The sequence below is a fragment of the Planomicrobium sp. YIM 101495 genome (assembly GCF_009707665.1).
GTDB lineage: Bacteria > Bacillota > Bacilli > Bacillales_A > Planococcaceae > Planococcus.
The window spans coordinates 1,225,962-1,241,438 of the sequence record NZ_WLZW01000001.1 but is presented as its reverse complement, the minus strand read 5'-3'; the positions used below and the strand labels follow the sequence as shown (position 1 = coordinate 1,241,438).

15 protein-coding genes are annotated in these 15,477 nt (G+C 48.8%); 8 read left to right on the top strand and 7 right to left on the bottom strand.

What is annotated here, in order from left to right; translation table 11 throughout:
* Positions 1-13 precede the first annotated feature (13 nt).
* Positions 14-1,117, bottom strand: a complete 1,104-nt coding sequence (locus GIW82_RS06190) for an S-layer homology domain-containing protein (protein WP_154748990.1) — start codon at positions 1,115-1,117, stop codon at positions 14-16.
* 143 nt (positions 1,118-1,260) lie between these two features.
* Positions 1,261-1,722 (bottom strand): DUF948 domain-containing protein, encoded by a 462-nt coding sequence (locus GIW82_RS06185; protein ID WP_154748989.1) that lies wholly within the window; start codon positions 1,720-1,722, stop codon positions 1,261-1,263.
* 141 nt (positions 1,723-1,863) lie between these two features.
* Here GIW82_RS06185 and GIW82_RS06180 point away from each other — a divergent pair, with 141 nt between their 5' ends.
* From GIW82_RS06180 to GIW82_RS06160, 5 genes are all read left to right on the top strand, one after another.
* Complete coding sequence (locus GIW82_RS06180) at positions 1,864-2,298, top strand: DUF1801 domain-containing protein (protein WP_154748988.1); 435 nt, start codon at positions 1,864-1,866, stop codon at positions 2,296-2,298.
* Positions 2,299-2,735: 437 nt separating this feature from the next.
* The gene (locus GIW82_RS06175; protein WP_154748987.1) at positions 2,736-3,311 is read left to right on the top strand and encodes a competence protein ComK; all 576 of its coding nucleotides are present in this window, start codon (positions 2,736-2,738) and stop codon (positions 3,309-3,311) included.
* Between the two features lie 135 nt (positions 3,312-3,446).
* The gene (locus GIW82_RS06170; protein ID WP_154748986.1) at positions 3,447-4,634 is read left to right on the top strand and encodes a MalY/PatB family protein; all 1,188 of its coding nucleotides are present in this window, start codon (positions 3,447-3,449) and stop codon (positions 4,632-4,634) included.
* A 368-nt stretch (positions 4,635-5,002) separates the two neighbouring features.
* Complete coding sequence (gene ytvA, locus GIW82_RS06165) at positions 5,003-5,782, top strand: YtvA family blue-light photoreceptor (protein WP_230309327.1); 780 nt, start codon at positions 5,003-5,005, stop codon at positions 5,780-5,782.
* Positions 5,783-5,901: 119 nt separating this feature from the next.
* On the top strand, positions 5,902-6,693 hold the full coding sequence (locus GIW82_RS06160) for an MBL fold metallo-hydrolase (RefSeq protein ID WP_370456110.1): 792 nt from the start codon (positions 5,902-5,904) through the stop codon (positions 6,691-6,693).
* A gap of 84 nt (positions 6,694-6,777) precedes the next feature.
* On the opposite strand, the gene GIW82_RS06155 is transcribed toward GIW82_RS06160, so the two are convergent.
* The 4 genes from GIW82_RS06155 to GIW82_RS06140 all read right to left on the bottom strand — a co-directional run bounded on the left by GIW82_RS06155 (position 6,778) and on the right by GIW82_RS06140 (position 11,338).
* Complete coding sequence (locus GIW82_RS06155; protein ID WP_154748984.1) at positions 6,778-8,307, bottom strand: PH domain-containing protein; 1,530 nt, start codon at positions 8,305-8,307, stop codon at positions 6,778-6,780.
* Entirely contained in the window at positions 8,304-8,792 is a 489-nt protein-coding gene (locus tag GIW82_RS15065; RefSeq protein WP_154748983.1) for a PH domain-containing protein, read from the bottom strand. The genes GIW82_RS06155 and GIW82_RS15065 overlap by 4 nt, the downstream gene beginning before the upstream one ends.
* A 144-nt stretch (positions 8,793-8,936) precedes the next feature.
* Positions 8,937-9,992, bottom strand: coding sequence for a hemolysin family protein (locus GIW82_RS06145; protein WP_154748982.1), 1,056 nt, complete (start codon positions 9,990-9,992; stop codon positions 8,937-8,939).
* A 44-nt stretch (positions 9,993-10,036) separates the two neighbouring features.
* On the bottom strand, positions 10,037-11,338 hold the full coding sequence (locus tag GIW82_RS06140) for a hemolysin family protein (protein WP_154748981.1): 1,302 nt from the start codon (positions 11,336-11,338) through the stop codon (positions 10,037-10,039).
* A gap of 34 nt (positions 11,339-11,372) precedes the next feature.
* On the opposite strand from GIW82_RS06140, the gene GIW82_RS06135 reads away from it, so the two are divergent.
* Complete coding sequence (locus GIW82_RS06135) at positions 11,373-11,516, top strand: hypothetical protein (RefSeq protein ID WP_154748980.1); 144 nt, start codon at positions 11,373-11,375, stop codon at positions 11,514-11,516.
* A 420-nt stretch (positions 11,517-11,936) separates the two neighbouring features.
* Positions 11,937-12,641 (top strand): glucosamine-6-phosphate deaminase, encoded by a 705-nt coding sequence (gene nagB / locus GIW82_RS06130; RefSeq protein WP_370456171.1) that lies wholly within the window; start codon positions 11,937-11,939, stop codon positions 12,639-12,641.
* Between the two features lie 908 nt (positions 12,642-13,549).
* Here the strand turns inward: nagB and GIW82_RS06125 are convergent.
* Complete coding sequence (locus tag GIW82_RS06125) at positions 13,550-14,182, bottom strand: TetR/AcrR family transcriptional regulator (protein WP_154748978.1); 633 nt, start codon at positions 14,180-14,182, stop codon at positions 13,550-13,552.
* Positions 14,183-14,311: 129 nt separating this feature from the next.
* On the opposite strand from GIW82_RS06125, the gene GIW82_RS06120 reads away from it, so the two are divergent.
* Positions 14,312-15,064 carry an SDR family NAD(P)-dependent oxidoreductase gene (locus tag GIW82_RS06120; RefSeq protein WP_195913964.1) on the top strand — a complete coding sequence of 251 codons (753 nt, stop codon included), beginning with the start codon at positions 14,312-14,314 and terminating at the stop codon, positions 15,062-15,064.
* The last annotated feature ends 413 nt before the right edge of the window (positions 15,065-15,477 follow it).

The window sequence follows — 15,477 nt, the reverse complement described above, 5'->3', positions numbered from 1 at the left end:
CTTCATTCTCTACTCAAATCGTCCAACGGTCATTAATGATCGCGACGAGAATCCAGTCGCCACTGGCTGTTTTCTCGAAGACCATGTTCAAGCTTTGCCAATCCATGCCCTCGTACTGCGCAGTGCCCGGGAAGTAGAATTCGACGATGGTCGCTTCCGGGTAAAGCATGTGGATCCAGTCTTGGGTCATCGGCTGCTCGGTCCGGTCAAAGCGTGTTTTTGAAGTATAGTTGGCATCGAGCAAGTAGTCGTCATAGTATTCGGCAGGTGTTTCTTTAATTGCGAATCCGCTGCCGTCTTCATAGCCCCAAAGCCGCTCGGTCTCATCCGTCATGAAGGCAGGAAGCTCGGCCTTCGCAAAAGTGACGCCACCATCTTCGAAGCATCCACCACTATACGGACAGAACGTCAGGCCATTTTCTGTGCCGACATATGTTGCAACATCCACGAAGTTTTCGACTTTCAGATCAGCCAAGATTTCATTCGCCATCGTCAGCAGTTCCTTTTTCTCAGGAATGAAGGACGGCTCGATGGTGCGTGCTAGGAAAGCGGAGAATTGTGCACGCGTTACCGGAGCGTCTGGTCGGAAACGGTTGTCAGGATAGCCGAGTGCAACGCCCGCATCCGCGAGTCGAGAGACTGAATCGAATGCAAAGTGATTAGCGTGCATGTCCGTGAATCCATTGTCAGATGCTTCAGGGAAGTAAAATGCACGGTCAAGCATTGCAGCGACCTGTGCACGTGTGACAGCCAAACCTGGCCCGAAATAATTGTTGGCGAAGCCAAAGACGATTTCTTCGTCAACAGCTGCTGCAATAGGACCGGAAAAGGTGTGGCTTGCTGGCACATCACGGAAGCCTGTTTGGCGCGGTGAATCATCCAAGTCCAGTGCACGGACGATCATCGCGGCAGCGTGAGCTCTTGTAACTGGTGCATTTGGACGGAACGTGCCATCAGTATAGCTGTTGATGATTCCTTCCTCATGCAAATACGCGATTTCGAACGCAAACGAATGATCTGCATTGACGTCATCAAACAGGACGATCGCAGTGGCGGGAGAAGAAAATAAACCGAACGTGAGGACGGCAGCAGCAAGAAGAGAACCGAGCGTTTTCATCTTGAAACCCTCCCATTTTGTTTTCATTTTACCACGATTTTTTCTGTTTGTAATCTTTTGTATCTGAAATTTCAGATATGTTTTTACGCCCGGAAAATAGTTAAATAAACGCACAAGAAAAAGACAGCCGCGGCTGTCTTTTTTCAATATCTTGAACGTTCAGTTGGTGCGTTGCCGGTTTTCTTCCCATCTCGGTAAGCTTCCCACATACCGAGGAGGTTTGCTGCGACACCTGTCCATTGGTTCACTTCCGCTTCGTTCTGTTTACTGTTGGAGACGCGTTCCGAAATGTTGGATGTGATGACGCGGACGCTTGAGTTCATGTCGACGACCGAGTTGACTGTTCCTTTGCCGGCATCGACGACAGTGGTGATTTTTTCTTTCTTCCCGTCAATGTCGACTTTCAGCTCGTTCGCTGTATGCGAGAGCTTCGACGTTTCGAGCTGGATGTTCTCCATGCGCTCTTTCAGATTATCTGCAGAGCCTTTGATTTCTTTCATCGGGCCTTTCATGCCTTTGAGCAGCAGCAGGATGCCGATGACTGCGATCACGAGTCCGAGAATGACGAGGCCGAGCGCAATCCACAAGATTAAAGTCGTATCCATGTGAGTTCCTCCTTGTTATGTAATGGCGTATTGATTTCATTATACCCTTTCTTCGATGGAGATTAACATGGCGGGACAAAGAAGGAGTTCGGGAAGTTGTTCGAGAAAGCTACTTGTAAGAAAAGAAGGAGGATGAGACGTATGTATAAGCAGAAAACGACTGAGACGGATGCGGATGTCATCGCGTTCATCGAGGAGATCGAACGGCCGGCCAAGCGGGAAGATGCGTACCGCTTACTGGAGATGTTCGAGCGGGTGAGTGGCTATCCGCCGAAAATGTGGGGGCCGAGTATCATCGGATTCGGTTCATATCATTACGTGTACGCGACAGGGCACGAAGGCGATGCGCCGATTGTCGGATTTTCCCCGCGAAAAACGAAGCACAGCTTGTACTTCACGACGGATGAGGATACGCGGAACGAGTTGCTTGCGAAGCTTGGGAAATATACGAGTGGGAAATCGTGCGTGTATATCAATAAATTGCCGGATGTGGACGAAGTAGTCTTGGAGCAATTAATCGCCGAAACGAAAGTGTATATCGAGGAACTTTATCCTGGCAACGGCGAGCAGGTATAAAGCTTCACTCTCGATTTCTAGAAAAAAAGCGAAACTGCCTCCTCAGACCTATTTGTCTTAAAAATTGCACATACTGAAAACACCGTTATAAAAGGGTTTTAAGCGATTAAAATATAATTTGAAAGAAAATTAAAAAGAGTTAGACAGATGGGATTGTTTGCCTATATAATCTAAATAACGGCAGTAGAGCGCTTGAATAAATGGTGGAATATGGTTCTAAAATCCGTAAATAAGCGCATAAAAAATACCGCCGATAAAGTTGAAGATTGGGGGGATGCATTGTGAAGCAGACGCTTTACATAAGAAATCCCCGGGTGTGATTGTCTGACCGACGAACACCCGGGGGTCTAGGGAAGGAGTATACCAACCTTATGTCCAAGTATACTCCTTTTTTGTGCATAAATTAAGTGCAAACGACAAAAGGGGGATTTTTTTCAATGGGATTAGAAAAGCAATATGCGATCAAACCGGATACGATGGCGATTTTGCCGCAACATGATGAGTTTGGATATTTGCATACATTGATGTGTCACCGCCAAGGGACGACGGTCGCGGATATGAGTCCATTTGAACTGATCGAACGGAATCTCCAGTATCTCGGTTCGAGCATCCACGGAGCGACACTCAGCTCCAAGGCACTGATCGGCGCGAGTCACCGCTATCCGCTGGTGATCAATGAAGAACTCGATATTATCTTGATGCCTTGCGTTTCACCGAAGCGTCACGACTGTATCTGGTTTTCCATCCGCCACATCCGCAAGACCGAGAAGCACGGCGCGGATGAAACGCTCGTCCATATGAGCAGCGGGGGGACAATCATCGCGAACATCAGCAAATTGGGGTTCGATACACGATTGAAGAAAGCGTATGAACTGAGGTATAAGACGCTGACGCGAAAGCGTGAATTCGTCGCGCTGATCAACGAGCCGTCGGAAGTGTACCATTTGAAAAAAGACGGGAACCGCTTGAATTTCGAGCTGAGTCCGTCAGAAGAAAGCAAGCGGATTTTTTGAAAATCCACCGGTGCGTGAGTGCAATGCTCATGCATCGGTTTTTTCAATGGCGTCATGTATAATAGAAGGAAATGGGAGACTTCCTGCGAAGTAAGTGCAGGACGTGAGCACATACATCAGAGGAGGCAGATTTACTTGAAGTATAATTTCGATGAGTTCATCAATCGAAGAAATACGTATTCACTGAAATGGGACGGCGCAGAGTTAATCAAGGAGTTCGGTTTAACGGAGCGTTATGACGCAGAGACGATTCCACTTTTCACAGCAGATATGGATTTGCCAGTGCCGCAGCCGCTCGTCGATGCACTGCACAAGACAGTCGATCACCGGATTTACGGCTATTCGGTCTTTCCTGATGAGTATTTCGCAGCGATCCAGCATTGGTTCCAAAAGCGCCACGATTGGCATTTTCCGAAAGAGGCGATCGTCTATAGCCCGGGGACTGTGCATGCGCTGAACGTGGCGGTCAAAGCGCTCACGGAGCCGGGAGATGGAGTGCTGATCCAGCGGCCGGTGTACCCGCCGTTCACTTCTGCGATCGAAGGGAACGCGCGCGTAGTCGTCAACAACCCACTCGTCTTGGAAAACGGGAAGTATGTTTTGGATCTTGAGGATTTCGAAGCGAAAGCCGCTGACGACAATACGAAGCTGTTTATTCTTTGCCACCCTCACAACCCGACCGGGAAAGTGTATACGAAAGAGGAACTGAGCCGGATGGCGGAGATTTGCCGGAAACATGATGTGCTGATCATCGCGGATGAAATCCATGGAGACTTAGTGAGACAAGGGAAGACGTTCATGCCGATGGCGAAGGCAGTGGAAGATTCATCTCATATCATTACATGTACCGCGATCAATAAGACGTTCAATACTGCAGGACTGCATTGCACGAATGTCATCATTACAGATCCGGACCTCCGTGCGAAATATGCCCTTGAGATGGGGATGCAACTCGCGTCACCATTCGCGATTTCTGCGGTGATCGCGGTTTATAATGAAGGCGAAGACTGGCTGGATCAGCTGAAGGAATATATCGATGGCACGATGGAGTGGATCGAGACGTTCCTGAAGGAGAAGATGCCGAAAGTGAAGACGTCGATTCCGGACGGGACGTACGTCATGTGGCTGGACTTCGGCGGTTACGGACTGACGCCGGATGAGATCCACGACCGCATCTACAATCAGGCGAACGTGCTGCTTGAGGATGGCCATTTGTTCGGTGAGGAAGGCAGTCAGTTCCAGCGCATTTGCACACCGTCACCGCGACCGTTGATCCAAGAAGCGATGACACGCATCGCGAAGGCTTTCGAAGATTTGTCATAGGTGCAGAACATCCGGCCAGGGAGGCGCGGGTGTTCTTTTTTTCTGTCATCATGCAGCTATTGCTTTTTGCGATAAGCCGACCAATTCTTTTGAATGGGATTCGTGCGCTTTCAATGGAATTGCAATGAATGCCCGCAAAGATGTTTAAACTGAAGCTGATTAGGCAAGAGGAAAGAGAGTTACTCTGTTTTTGATGAAGTATTTTTGTGCTCAATATTCATGGATTGCGCACCTAGCGCACTTTTCGATAAAATAGAGACAGCGCATTTTTTCTCGGAATTCGTTTTTTGATGCAAAGGGGAAATGGAGAAGAGTTCAGGCAAGGGCATCTTGCCTGTGCGAATGATAAAAAAGGTGGGAGTTTTTTGATGAAGAATTTAAGCGAATCAACAATAAGCACGTTATTTGAAGCCATGCTTGAAGGAAGCGAAGTGGCGACGGTCGTGACAGATCCACAATTGAAAGACAATCCGATCATCTATACGAATCGGACCTTTGAAAAGCTGACGGGCTATTCACGGGAAGAAATCGAAGGAAAGAATTGCCGCTTCCTGCAAGGGGATGGGACGAATCCTGGACAAGTGAAAAAAGTCCGGGAAGCAATCGAGAATGAGAAGTCAGTAACGGTCGTGTTGAAGAATTTCCGGAAAGACGGCTCGTCTTTTTGGAATCGGCTGCACATCGCACCGGTCCGTGTTGAGGATCAATTATTCTTTATCGGAACACAGACGAACGTCTCCGTGGAAGAAGAACAGCGTGTCTTGCTCACGGAAAAAGAAGAGGAAATCAGCCGCTTGATGCTGCCGATCTTACCGGTCGACGAAAACCTTGCTGCTGTGTCGCTTGTCGGGAGAATGGACAACGACCGCTTCAGCATCTTGACGACCAAATTGAGCGAGTACGTCAAACAGTCTGCAACGATGCACATCATCATCGATATTTCGGGTATCATCTGGGAAGACCATTTCCCGGCACAACAGCTGATAATCATCCAGGATGTGCTGCGTCTCATGGGCAGCCATCTGTACGTGACCGGGATCAATCCGAAGATGGCCATTGAGATAACAGGAGCGGGTAACGATGGATTCCTGACATTCTCGACGGTGCAGCAAGCGATTGCACATGCCCGGACCGTGACAGTCCAATAATTAATGAGCATGCCGTCACACGCGGCATGTTTTTAAATGCGATTAAATAAGTGAGTGACTATTCACTCAACTTAGTGGTAAAGTGGAGAAATAGATTGCAAAATGAGGGAGGGAACATCGTGTTTGTAGTAGATGAAAAAGAAGGAGTCGTCTGTGCGGAGATGTCGGTCGAGAAGATGGGAAAGGTTTATGTGTTTTTCGTCGACGGCATGCTTGTGGATGCGGGACCACAACTATGTGAGAAAGAATTAATCGCCTTCTACAACAAATATCCGATCGACCAAGTCGTTTTGACACATAACCACGAAGATCATACGGGCACAGCACCGTGGCTTCAGCAACAGTTCGGCATTCCGATTTTTGTCCATCCGAAAGGGCTTACAGAATGCAGCGAGGATACGCCTTATCCAGAGTACCGGATTCAGACGTGGGGGAGGCGTGCACCTTTTGAAGCGCAGCCACTGGAGTCGGTGGTGTCGTCCCGCAGCCGGAACTGGCAAGTGATCGAGACGCCAGGGCATGCGCGGGATCATGTCGCTTTTTACGACGGTGAGTCGAAAGTGATGTTCACGGGCGATTTGTACGTCAATCCGCGAACGAAAGTCATCATGCGTGATGAATCGATTCCGCAGATCATGCAATCGATCCGAAAGCTGCTTGAATACGAATTCACATCGATTTTTTGCAGCCACGCGGGCTATGTGGAGAACGGGAGAAGCAAGTTGGAGGAGAAGCTCGCATATCTTGAGAATTTGTCGGCTCAACTGAAGCGCATGCACGGGCAAGGGATGACGGTTGAGGAGATCAGGGAAGAGCTGTTCCCGAAAAGGTATCCGATCATCGCATTTTCAGGCACGGAGTGGGATTCAATGCATATCGTGACGTCTATCTTGGCGAATCAGGATGACTAAGAATGCGTCTACTATTTGATTGTGCCGGCTTGATTGCCGAACGGAAACCGCTCCGGAGATCTTCTCCGGAGCGGCTTTTTGACGTTATTCAACTGGTTCAAGTTCGATTTCGTTCGTCCGTTCGCGGTACCACTGATGGAAGTCGCTCGCTAACGTCTCTGGCGCATCGGTTAAGTACGAGTGATGCACAGGCTTTGCACGTGTCACGGTTTCGAGTGAACGGAGCCCGAACAGCCGCTGGAGACCATTTTGCGTCACTTTGACTTCGATGACTTTTTCCCGCTTCGTCACGAACAACGACGTCGTAAAGCCGCCAGTCTTGAACTGAATTAATTGACCGTTCAAGCAGAAACGGGTGTGGAGAAAGTCGAGCACGCGTGACATGATGATGAGCACGAGCAGCAAGGCTGAAGCAATCCACCACGTCTGCTCGATGCGGAAGAAATCCGGTTTGAAAAACACAAGCAGCGCGGTCACAATGATCCACAGCCAGCTCGGCTTGAGCATCCGGAGCCAGAGTGAACGGCGCGGCAACCGTTCCATCTCCTCTTGGATTGTATAGGACGGCAACAGTTCCGAAACAATGGCGTACGCTTTCGCTTTCGGCAGGAATGGATAAAGCGAGCTGATGTCGAGATTGTCTTCACCGAGTGACAAGCTGCCGGCACTGATCAGTTTCACTTCCGCAAGACCGAGCAGGCGTTTGATGAAGGACTGATTCACTTCAATCGCCTGTACACGGTCTTTGGCGATGGAGAAGGAGGTTTCCGACAAGATCCCTTTTTGGATATAGATCCGTTTGTCGTCAGACGCGATTTCGTACTTGCCGTATTTACGGAATGTCTGGAAAATGCCGAACGCGAGGGATGCGAGAAGGATGACAAGGACGGTCGCGGCGATAATCCAGCCTGAGCTCATCACGTCACCAACTAAGCCATCCACGCGATCTTCCAGGTTGATGAAGTCCGAGATGTTGTAGTAAAGCGAGCCGAGAAGCGGAACCAACAAGAGGAAGCTGAACGAAGTGAAAGATGCCTTCACGAGTTCTCTTGTCGTCGGGCGGAAATGGATGGTGCGTGCCGGTGCTTTCGGCTTCGCCAAGGGAATCTCTGCAGATGGAGCGTCATCCTCTTTAGCGCCAATTTCCGTTTCCTCACGTACTTCCGGTTTGCGCTTCGCCTCGACAATTTCTTCGATCCGTGCCGCTCCTTTTTTTGTCAGCACATCAAACTTCACGGAAGCTTCTTCACCAGCTGTCGCCGTTTCGAAGCGGATCGAGGTCAGACCGAGAACTTTGTGGAAAAACGATGTGTGGCGGTTGATGTTCTGGACTTTTGCGAAAGGAATGGTCCGTTCGGTTTTATTGAAGATGCCATTGTACAGATGGAACCGTTCCGCATCAAGTGCGTAGGAAGACGTCAGCCAAGTCAACAATGTCGAGACGATCGAATAGGCAAGGTAGGCAAGGAAAGCATACCGGCCGTATGTAATGATCGTCGATGGGTCTGTCCGGTTGAAGATGAACAAGATGAGAAACAGGAAAAACAGATTGCGCACAAGAAGGCCGTACTTGAACAAGATGGAAGCCGGATGATGGCGGCGTTTCGCAATCATTGTTCCACCTCTTTGATCTTCGCGAACTGGGCGATGCGCTCACGCAGTTGTTCAGCGATGTTTTTCGGCAACGCCGGGATTGCATGGTTCGACCCCATCGTATCGACGGACAGTGAAGCGAGGCCGTACTTACGCATTATGGGCCCTTGCTTCATCGCGACTGCTTGAATCTTGGACATCGGGATGACTTGTTCTGTCCGCTCCCAGATGCCGAATTGCAAGTATAAGAATTCTGCGTCTAAGTCGTAGCGCCAGCTTTTGTAGAGGAGCGGCGGGCTGATAATGGACCAGATGACGCTGAGTAAGAAGAGTACAGCGATCCCGATGAGTACCCAGCCGATCCATGTATACCAGTCAAAGCGCCAGTCGAGGAAGAATAAGACGCCCAGGACGAGGGCAGAAATGATATTTGTGACGAGTTCATACATCCGCCAGTAAGGAACAGCTTTCGGTGCCAGCTGTTCTGTTAAATTCCAATCATTCATCTATGCAGCACCACCATTTTTCTAGGATAGTATTTATACGAGATGAGGGTGGTGGAAGTTTCGGAAATGAGTGAATTTCATTCAATTCCATCCCCCTTATAAAAAAAGAAGCTGGAAAAATTCCCAGCTTCTCAACAACTTTTATTAAGCCGGATCGACTCCCGGCGATTCATCGCGGATTTCGCCGACGATTTCTTCCAGAATGTCTTCCATTGTCACGAGACCTGCCGTATTCCCATCTTTGTCGAGAATGATCGCCATGTGTGCGCGTTTTTGCTGCATGCTTGTCCATACTTTCCGGATCGGGGCAGTTTCGGCAAAGCTCGGCATTTCGTGGATGAATGAAGCGGCTTCCTGCTTCCTTCCAGCCGCGATGCTGGTCAAGATCTCTTTCGTATTCAGGAAACCAAGAAAGCGGTTCTTATGCGTAGCGGAAGTCACAGGGTATCGTGTGTATTCATGAAGTTTCATCACTTCGAATAGATTATCACGGGATAAACTCTGCTCGACGGAGATGATTTTCTCTTTCGGAATCATGATCTGTTTGACGATTCGTTCGTCAAATGCAAAAATATTCTTCAAGTACGTCAATTCGGTCTGATTGATCTCGCCGCTCTGGAAACTTTCGGCCATGATCAATTTCAGTTCTTCCTCAGAATGCGTGTCACCATGTCCGCTCGGTTCAAGATTGAAGAGGCGAAGGAAAAGCTGCGCAGATCCATTCAGCAACCAGATGAACGGGTTCATGATTTTGCCGAACCAGTACAACGGACGTGCAAGCAGTAAGGTCATGTGCTCCGCATATTGGATCGCGAGTGTCTTCGGTGCGAGTTCGCCGATGACGACGTGCAAGAACGTTACGATCGACAAGGCGATCGCATACGATAGGACAGTGGCAAGTGCAGCCGGGACGTTGAACTCTTCGAATAATGGGTTCAATAGCCGCTCGACTGTCGGTTCACCGAGTGCACCGAGAATCAATGCAGTCACTGTGATGCCGAGTTGGCACGCAGACAAGTAATAATCGAGGTTGTACGCCACTTTCTTCGCGACGATCGCCCCTTTATGCCCTTCTGCAATCAATTGGTCGATCCGTGACATCCGCACTTTTAAGATGGCGAATTCGGCGCCTACGAAAAAGGCTGTCGCCAAAATCATTAATGCAACAAGCAGTAAATTGATGGTTATTTGGACGTCCAAACGTATCCTCTCCGTGAAAGAGAGGTTCACCTCCGTTTAATTTTTCAGGATTGTGTATGGAACATGACTTGCTTGATCTGTTGGTTATCCATTTCTGTTACGGTCCAGATCGTGTCATTCATCTCGAATGTCTGGCCGACTTCGACGTCTTCCAGGCTTTGGTAATGGACCCAGCCGCCGATTGTGGAAATTTCTTCGCTTTCCTCGAAACTCAAGCCGAAACGGTCTTCGATATCTTCGAGAAGGACCCGCCCGTTGATCAAATATTGATGTTCGGCGACTTGTTCGATATCCGCGATTTCATCTTCATCGAATTCATCGTGGATTTCACCGACGATCTCTTCCAGGATATCTTCCAGTGTGATGATGCCAGCAGTTCCGCCGTACTCATCCGCAACAGCTGCGATATGCACGCGGGCATTCTGCATCTTCAGAAGGGCATCTTGGAGCCCCGTCATTTCAAAGACGCTCGGCATCTCCTGGATGAAATTCTCCATTTGCCAAGGCTCTTCCGCGACAATGTGCGGCAAGATTTTCTTCGTGCTGACGAAACCGAGGATCCGGTCTTTGTCGCCGTCTTCTGTCACAGGGTAGCGTGTGTAATTATTTTCATCGAGAATTTCTACAACTTCCTTTAAAGGCGTCTCTTTATCAAGCGCGACCATTTCGGTGCGAGGGACCATGATATCTTTGGCAGAGCGTTCATCGAATGTGAAGACGTTCTCCATGTAAGACAATTCGGTTTCATTGATGGCACCGCCTTCGTAGCTCTGTGCCATGACGATCTTCAGTTCATCTTCCGAGTAGGCGGAATCCTTCGTCGATGGCTTGACTCCGAACGCACGGAGCAAAAGGCGCGCCGCACCGTTCAAGAGCCAGATGAATGGCTTCATGACTGCCCCGAAACGGTAAAGCCAAGGCGCGAGAACCAAGGACATTCTTTCGGCATGTTCGATCGCCAGTGTTTTTGGCGCCATTTCCCCGAGAACGACGTGCAAGTACGTGACCAACAGGAAGGCGATCGCGTACGAAGCGGCAGAAGCCGTTGCGTCCGGAATCGAAAAGAAGTCGAATGCCGGATACAGGAGCCGCTCCACTGTCGGTTTCCCGAGAGCCCCGAGTCCAAGTGCGGTCACCGTGATGCCAAGCTGACATGCGGATAAATAATAATCCAGGTCGCTTGAAACTTTCTTGACGAGTATTGCTTTCTTATTGCCTTCTGCAATCAATTGGTCGATCCGGGACATCCGGATTTTGACGACCGCAAATTCCGAGCCGACAAAAAATGCAGTCAGCGCGAGTAAAAGCACAAGTAATGCAACATTCAGAATCGTGACTATATCCAATTATCTCTCCCTTATCTAAAAGGGATTCACCTCCGTGTTTTTGGGTGAAGCAAGTGCTGCAGACCAGGCTGCCTCATCCAACTTGCTTCGTTTCGTATTCAATCCATTACTGGGTTCATTGAACCGGCTCGATCCGTTGGAGCGTCTGAATCGCATGGATGCAGGATCCATGAAATGAGCCGAATTCTGTTCTCTTCATGCGGTCTACTGCCTTCCCAATGCAAACGCCTCCCATTCTTAAAGTAAGAATAGAATACCATTTGCTCGGAGATTTTTACAGCTAGATGAATGGGAGAGCTGAAGGAAATGTGGCAAGTTCACGACAACAACGGTCTATATAGCGGACTTTGCCGTGATACAAAAAGAAATATAGTCGAAAAACAGCAGGGGCAATGAAAGTTTCTTGAAATCGTTTGGCATTAAAAGTATATTAAGAGGTAGTTTCAAGATCGTCTGACATTGTTCGTGCAGTGAAATTTGTTCTGATAACGATAACGTTTATTAAAAACTGGCGGGTGCATCGAAATGGTACACGTGAAACTGTCATTCCGTTTAAAGTGTGGAGGAGAAAGAAATGAAGAAAGCAATTGTTCACCCGATTGAATGGGTAGAAGTAAAAAATTACGAAGAAATGAGCCGTTTGGCAGCGGATCTATTCGAACAGCAGCTGTCGGCTAAGAAAGATAGTGTGTTGGGCTTGGCGACAGGGAACAGTCCGCTTGGCGTCTACGAGGAATTGATCCGTCGTACAGCGGAAGGCAGGATATCATTCGCGGAAGCAACAAGCTATAACTTGGATGAATATGTTGGCCTTGGTGCGAAAGACGAAACGAGTTACCACTATTATATGCACGACACATTGTTCAGCAAAATCGATATGCCACTGTCACGTGCGCATGTGCCGAATGGCGAAGCTGCAGATCTTGCGAAAGAATGCAGCGAGTACGAAGCGGCGATCGCAGCTAGCGGTGGCCTCGACTTACAACTGCTCGGCATCGGCGTCAATGGCCACATCGGTTTCAACGAGCCGGGTACGTCATTCGATTCGTTGACGCATGTGGTGAAGCTGACTGAGTCTACGCGCAACAAGAACTCGGAGCATTTCCCGGACGGGGAAGTACCGGAGAAGGCGTTGACTGCAGGTCTTCAAACAATCATGAATGCTAAAAAGATCATTATGCTTATTTTTGGTGAAGAAAAAGCGGAAGCTTATGAGCGTTTGCGTTCTGGTGAAGTGACGGAAGATTTCCCCGCGAGTGTCTTGCATTTGCATGGGAATGTGACGGTGTTTTACGGGAAATAAGTGTGTGGCCTTGCGGTCTGTGTGAAAACATGGAACGTGGGGCTTTTTTTGTTGTGCTTTTTTTGGGGGAGTGGGTGTCGTATAAAAATCTGCTTGGGGCTTCGGACAGGGCTCCCGGAAGAAGCCAAGCTGAGGAACGCTCGTCTTCTTCCTCCGCCCAGTCCAAGCGAGCCCCTTCGCTGGTTTGTGGGTGAATTGGGAGAGAGGAGGCAGTTGGTGTTTCTTTCTGTTTTTGGTGTTGAATAGTAGTTTGGCGGCTGACTGCGTAGGCCGCAGTGGTTGTGGTGGTGTTGAGTAGAAATGAGAGGTTGGGTGTCGTATAGAAATCTGCTTGGGGCTTCGGACAGGGCTCCCGGAAGAAGCCAGGCTGAGGAACGCTCGTCTTCTTCCTCCGCCCAGTCCAAGCGAGCCCCTTCGCTGTGGTGTGGGTGGATTGGGAGAGAGGAGCAGTTGGTGTTTCTTTCTGTTTTTGGTGTTGAATAGCAGTTTGGCGGCTGACTGCGTAGGCCGCTGTGGTTGTGCCAGTGGTGAGTGGAAAAGTAAAAAGGAACAACTCATTATTGATGCTTTCTTATTCAGGGGCAAATTCATCCCAAAATGGTGAACTGCGATATGGATTGCACGAACCGCGATTTCAAACAAGTGAACCGCGATATCGACCTGACGAAACGCGATATCAATTGCGCGGAGACTGATTATGTCTGCACTTGTATCGACAAATCCAAAATGCAGAGTCTTCTTGAAATCATACGAGATGATTTAACACTTTCTGATAGAAAGCGACGAAGGCTGTGCTGCGTTGTTCATCCAAATTCCCTAAGTTCTATGTGACTCTTACCCTTTAGCGTGTCGAAACTCTAGAATGCAGGTCAGCCAGACTTGAAATGCCTCAAAGAACTCCTGCATACTCACCCTCTACAATAGCTCAGCAGGATCTGCTTAAGGATGTCCTGCTGCGTCTCGGGCTGAATATCTTCGTCCAGGTACGAGATCGAGGACTTCAAGGCGACGTTGTTGATGAATGTCGCGTAGCTGTTGATGATGGTAACGATGAGCGGCTTGGCCGGCATGTCGCGGCGGATGGAGCCATCGCGCTGCCCGTCTTCGATAATCGGCGCCAAGTTTTGCATGATGACGGTTTGGCGTGCAAGATAGCCGTCGATGTTGGGCAGCGGCTCCCGTTGGAACGAAGCGTAGCTTTCGAATGCTTCGCGGAAGCGGCCGGATTCGTAAGCGTCAGCTTTTTGGTTATCGAGCAGTACCGTCAGTAATTGGTCGAGACGTTCATAGGCGCTGAGCGGCAAAGCGGCGATCCGCGCAAATTCTTCTTCGATGAAGTCGAGTGAGCGAGTGGCCACTGCGACGATGAGTTCGTCTTTTTTCGGGAAATAGCGGAAGACGGTGGCGACTCCGACACCGGCTTGTTGGGCAACTTCTTTCATTTGCACATCCGCGAGCCCTTTTTCAGTGAAGCAGATGCGTGCGGCCTCAATGATTTTGCGGCGCTGGACCTCTTTGTTTTCTTGACGTTTGGATTGCATATAGCAGTTCACTCCCTTGTGTTTAGTATACCGCTTTTCCGAAGTACTTATGTTTGAAAAAGTGGAGAAAGCGGGTTATAATGAAATAAAGTGATAGTTTGACTATCAATAATACGAAAGAGGTGTTGGATGATGAGATTGGAAAACAAAGTAGCGATCATCACTGGTGGAGGATCTGGAATGGGCGAAGCAGCAGTGGAGCTTTTTGCGAAGCAAGGTGCGAAAGTCATCGCAACGGATATCAACTTGGAAGCGGTGGAAGCAGTCGTCGCGAAAATCAATGAAAATGGTGGCGAAGCGATTGCCATCAAGCACAACGTTGCGGCAAAAGCGGACTGGGACGAAGTGATAGCAAAAACGATTGAAGCTTATGGCAAAATCGATATTTTAATCAACAATGCGGGCATTTCGGTTTCGAAAGATTTCATGGAACAAACGGAAGAAGATTTTGCGAAAGGCTTCGCAGTCAATACGAACAGTGTCATGTTCGGGATGCAGGCGGCCATTCCACACATGGAACAAAATGGCGGCGGCTCGATCGTCAACGTGTCATCGATCGCAGGACTCGTTGGAATGTCAGGCGCTGGTGTATACACGGCATCGAAAGGGGCAGTTCGCGCGATCACGAAAGCGGCGGCTGTCGACTACGGCAAGAAAAACATCCGCGTTAACTCGATCCACCCAGGTTACATCGTGACGCCGATGAGTAAAGAGTACATGGAAAGCGATCAATTCCGTCCGTATTTCCTTTCACAGATTGCGCTTCCGGAACTCGGCAAAGCGATCGAAGTGGCGAATGCGATGCTCTTCCTTGCTTCAGACGAAGCGAACCACATCAGCGGCATCGAATTGCCGGTTGATGGCGGCGTCACAGCGAAATAAACGGAGAAAGCTGTTTGTTGTCCTGAATGGAATCCATAATGAAAAGCCGCTCATCCATTTTTGGGACGAGCGGCTTTTCTAATAAAAAAAGATAACCATATAATATACACGTTTTGTTTGCGGAATACGAGCCAACTACTTCCTGATATGTAATTCCGAAGACTCATTTTTGAGTGAAACTTTAAAAAGGTACAAAAAAAATGTTAGAATAATAAAAGGACGAGAATTACTCTGTTGGAAAATCTGGTTCAACAGAGACGATTCACCGTTTTTTTATTTGTCTTTGCAGGCAGCGGATGCATAATCCGAGCCTCTGTATCCTCATTTATTGGCCTGCTTTACACGAATGTTGGAAATCCGAGCTTTCCTTACATGTTCTCAGAAAGACAGAACGGTGACGAAAGAAAGGATTG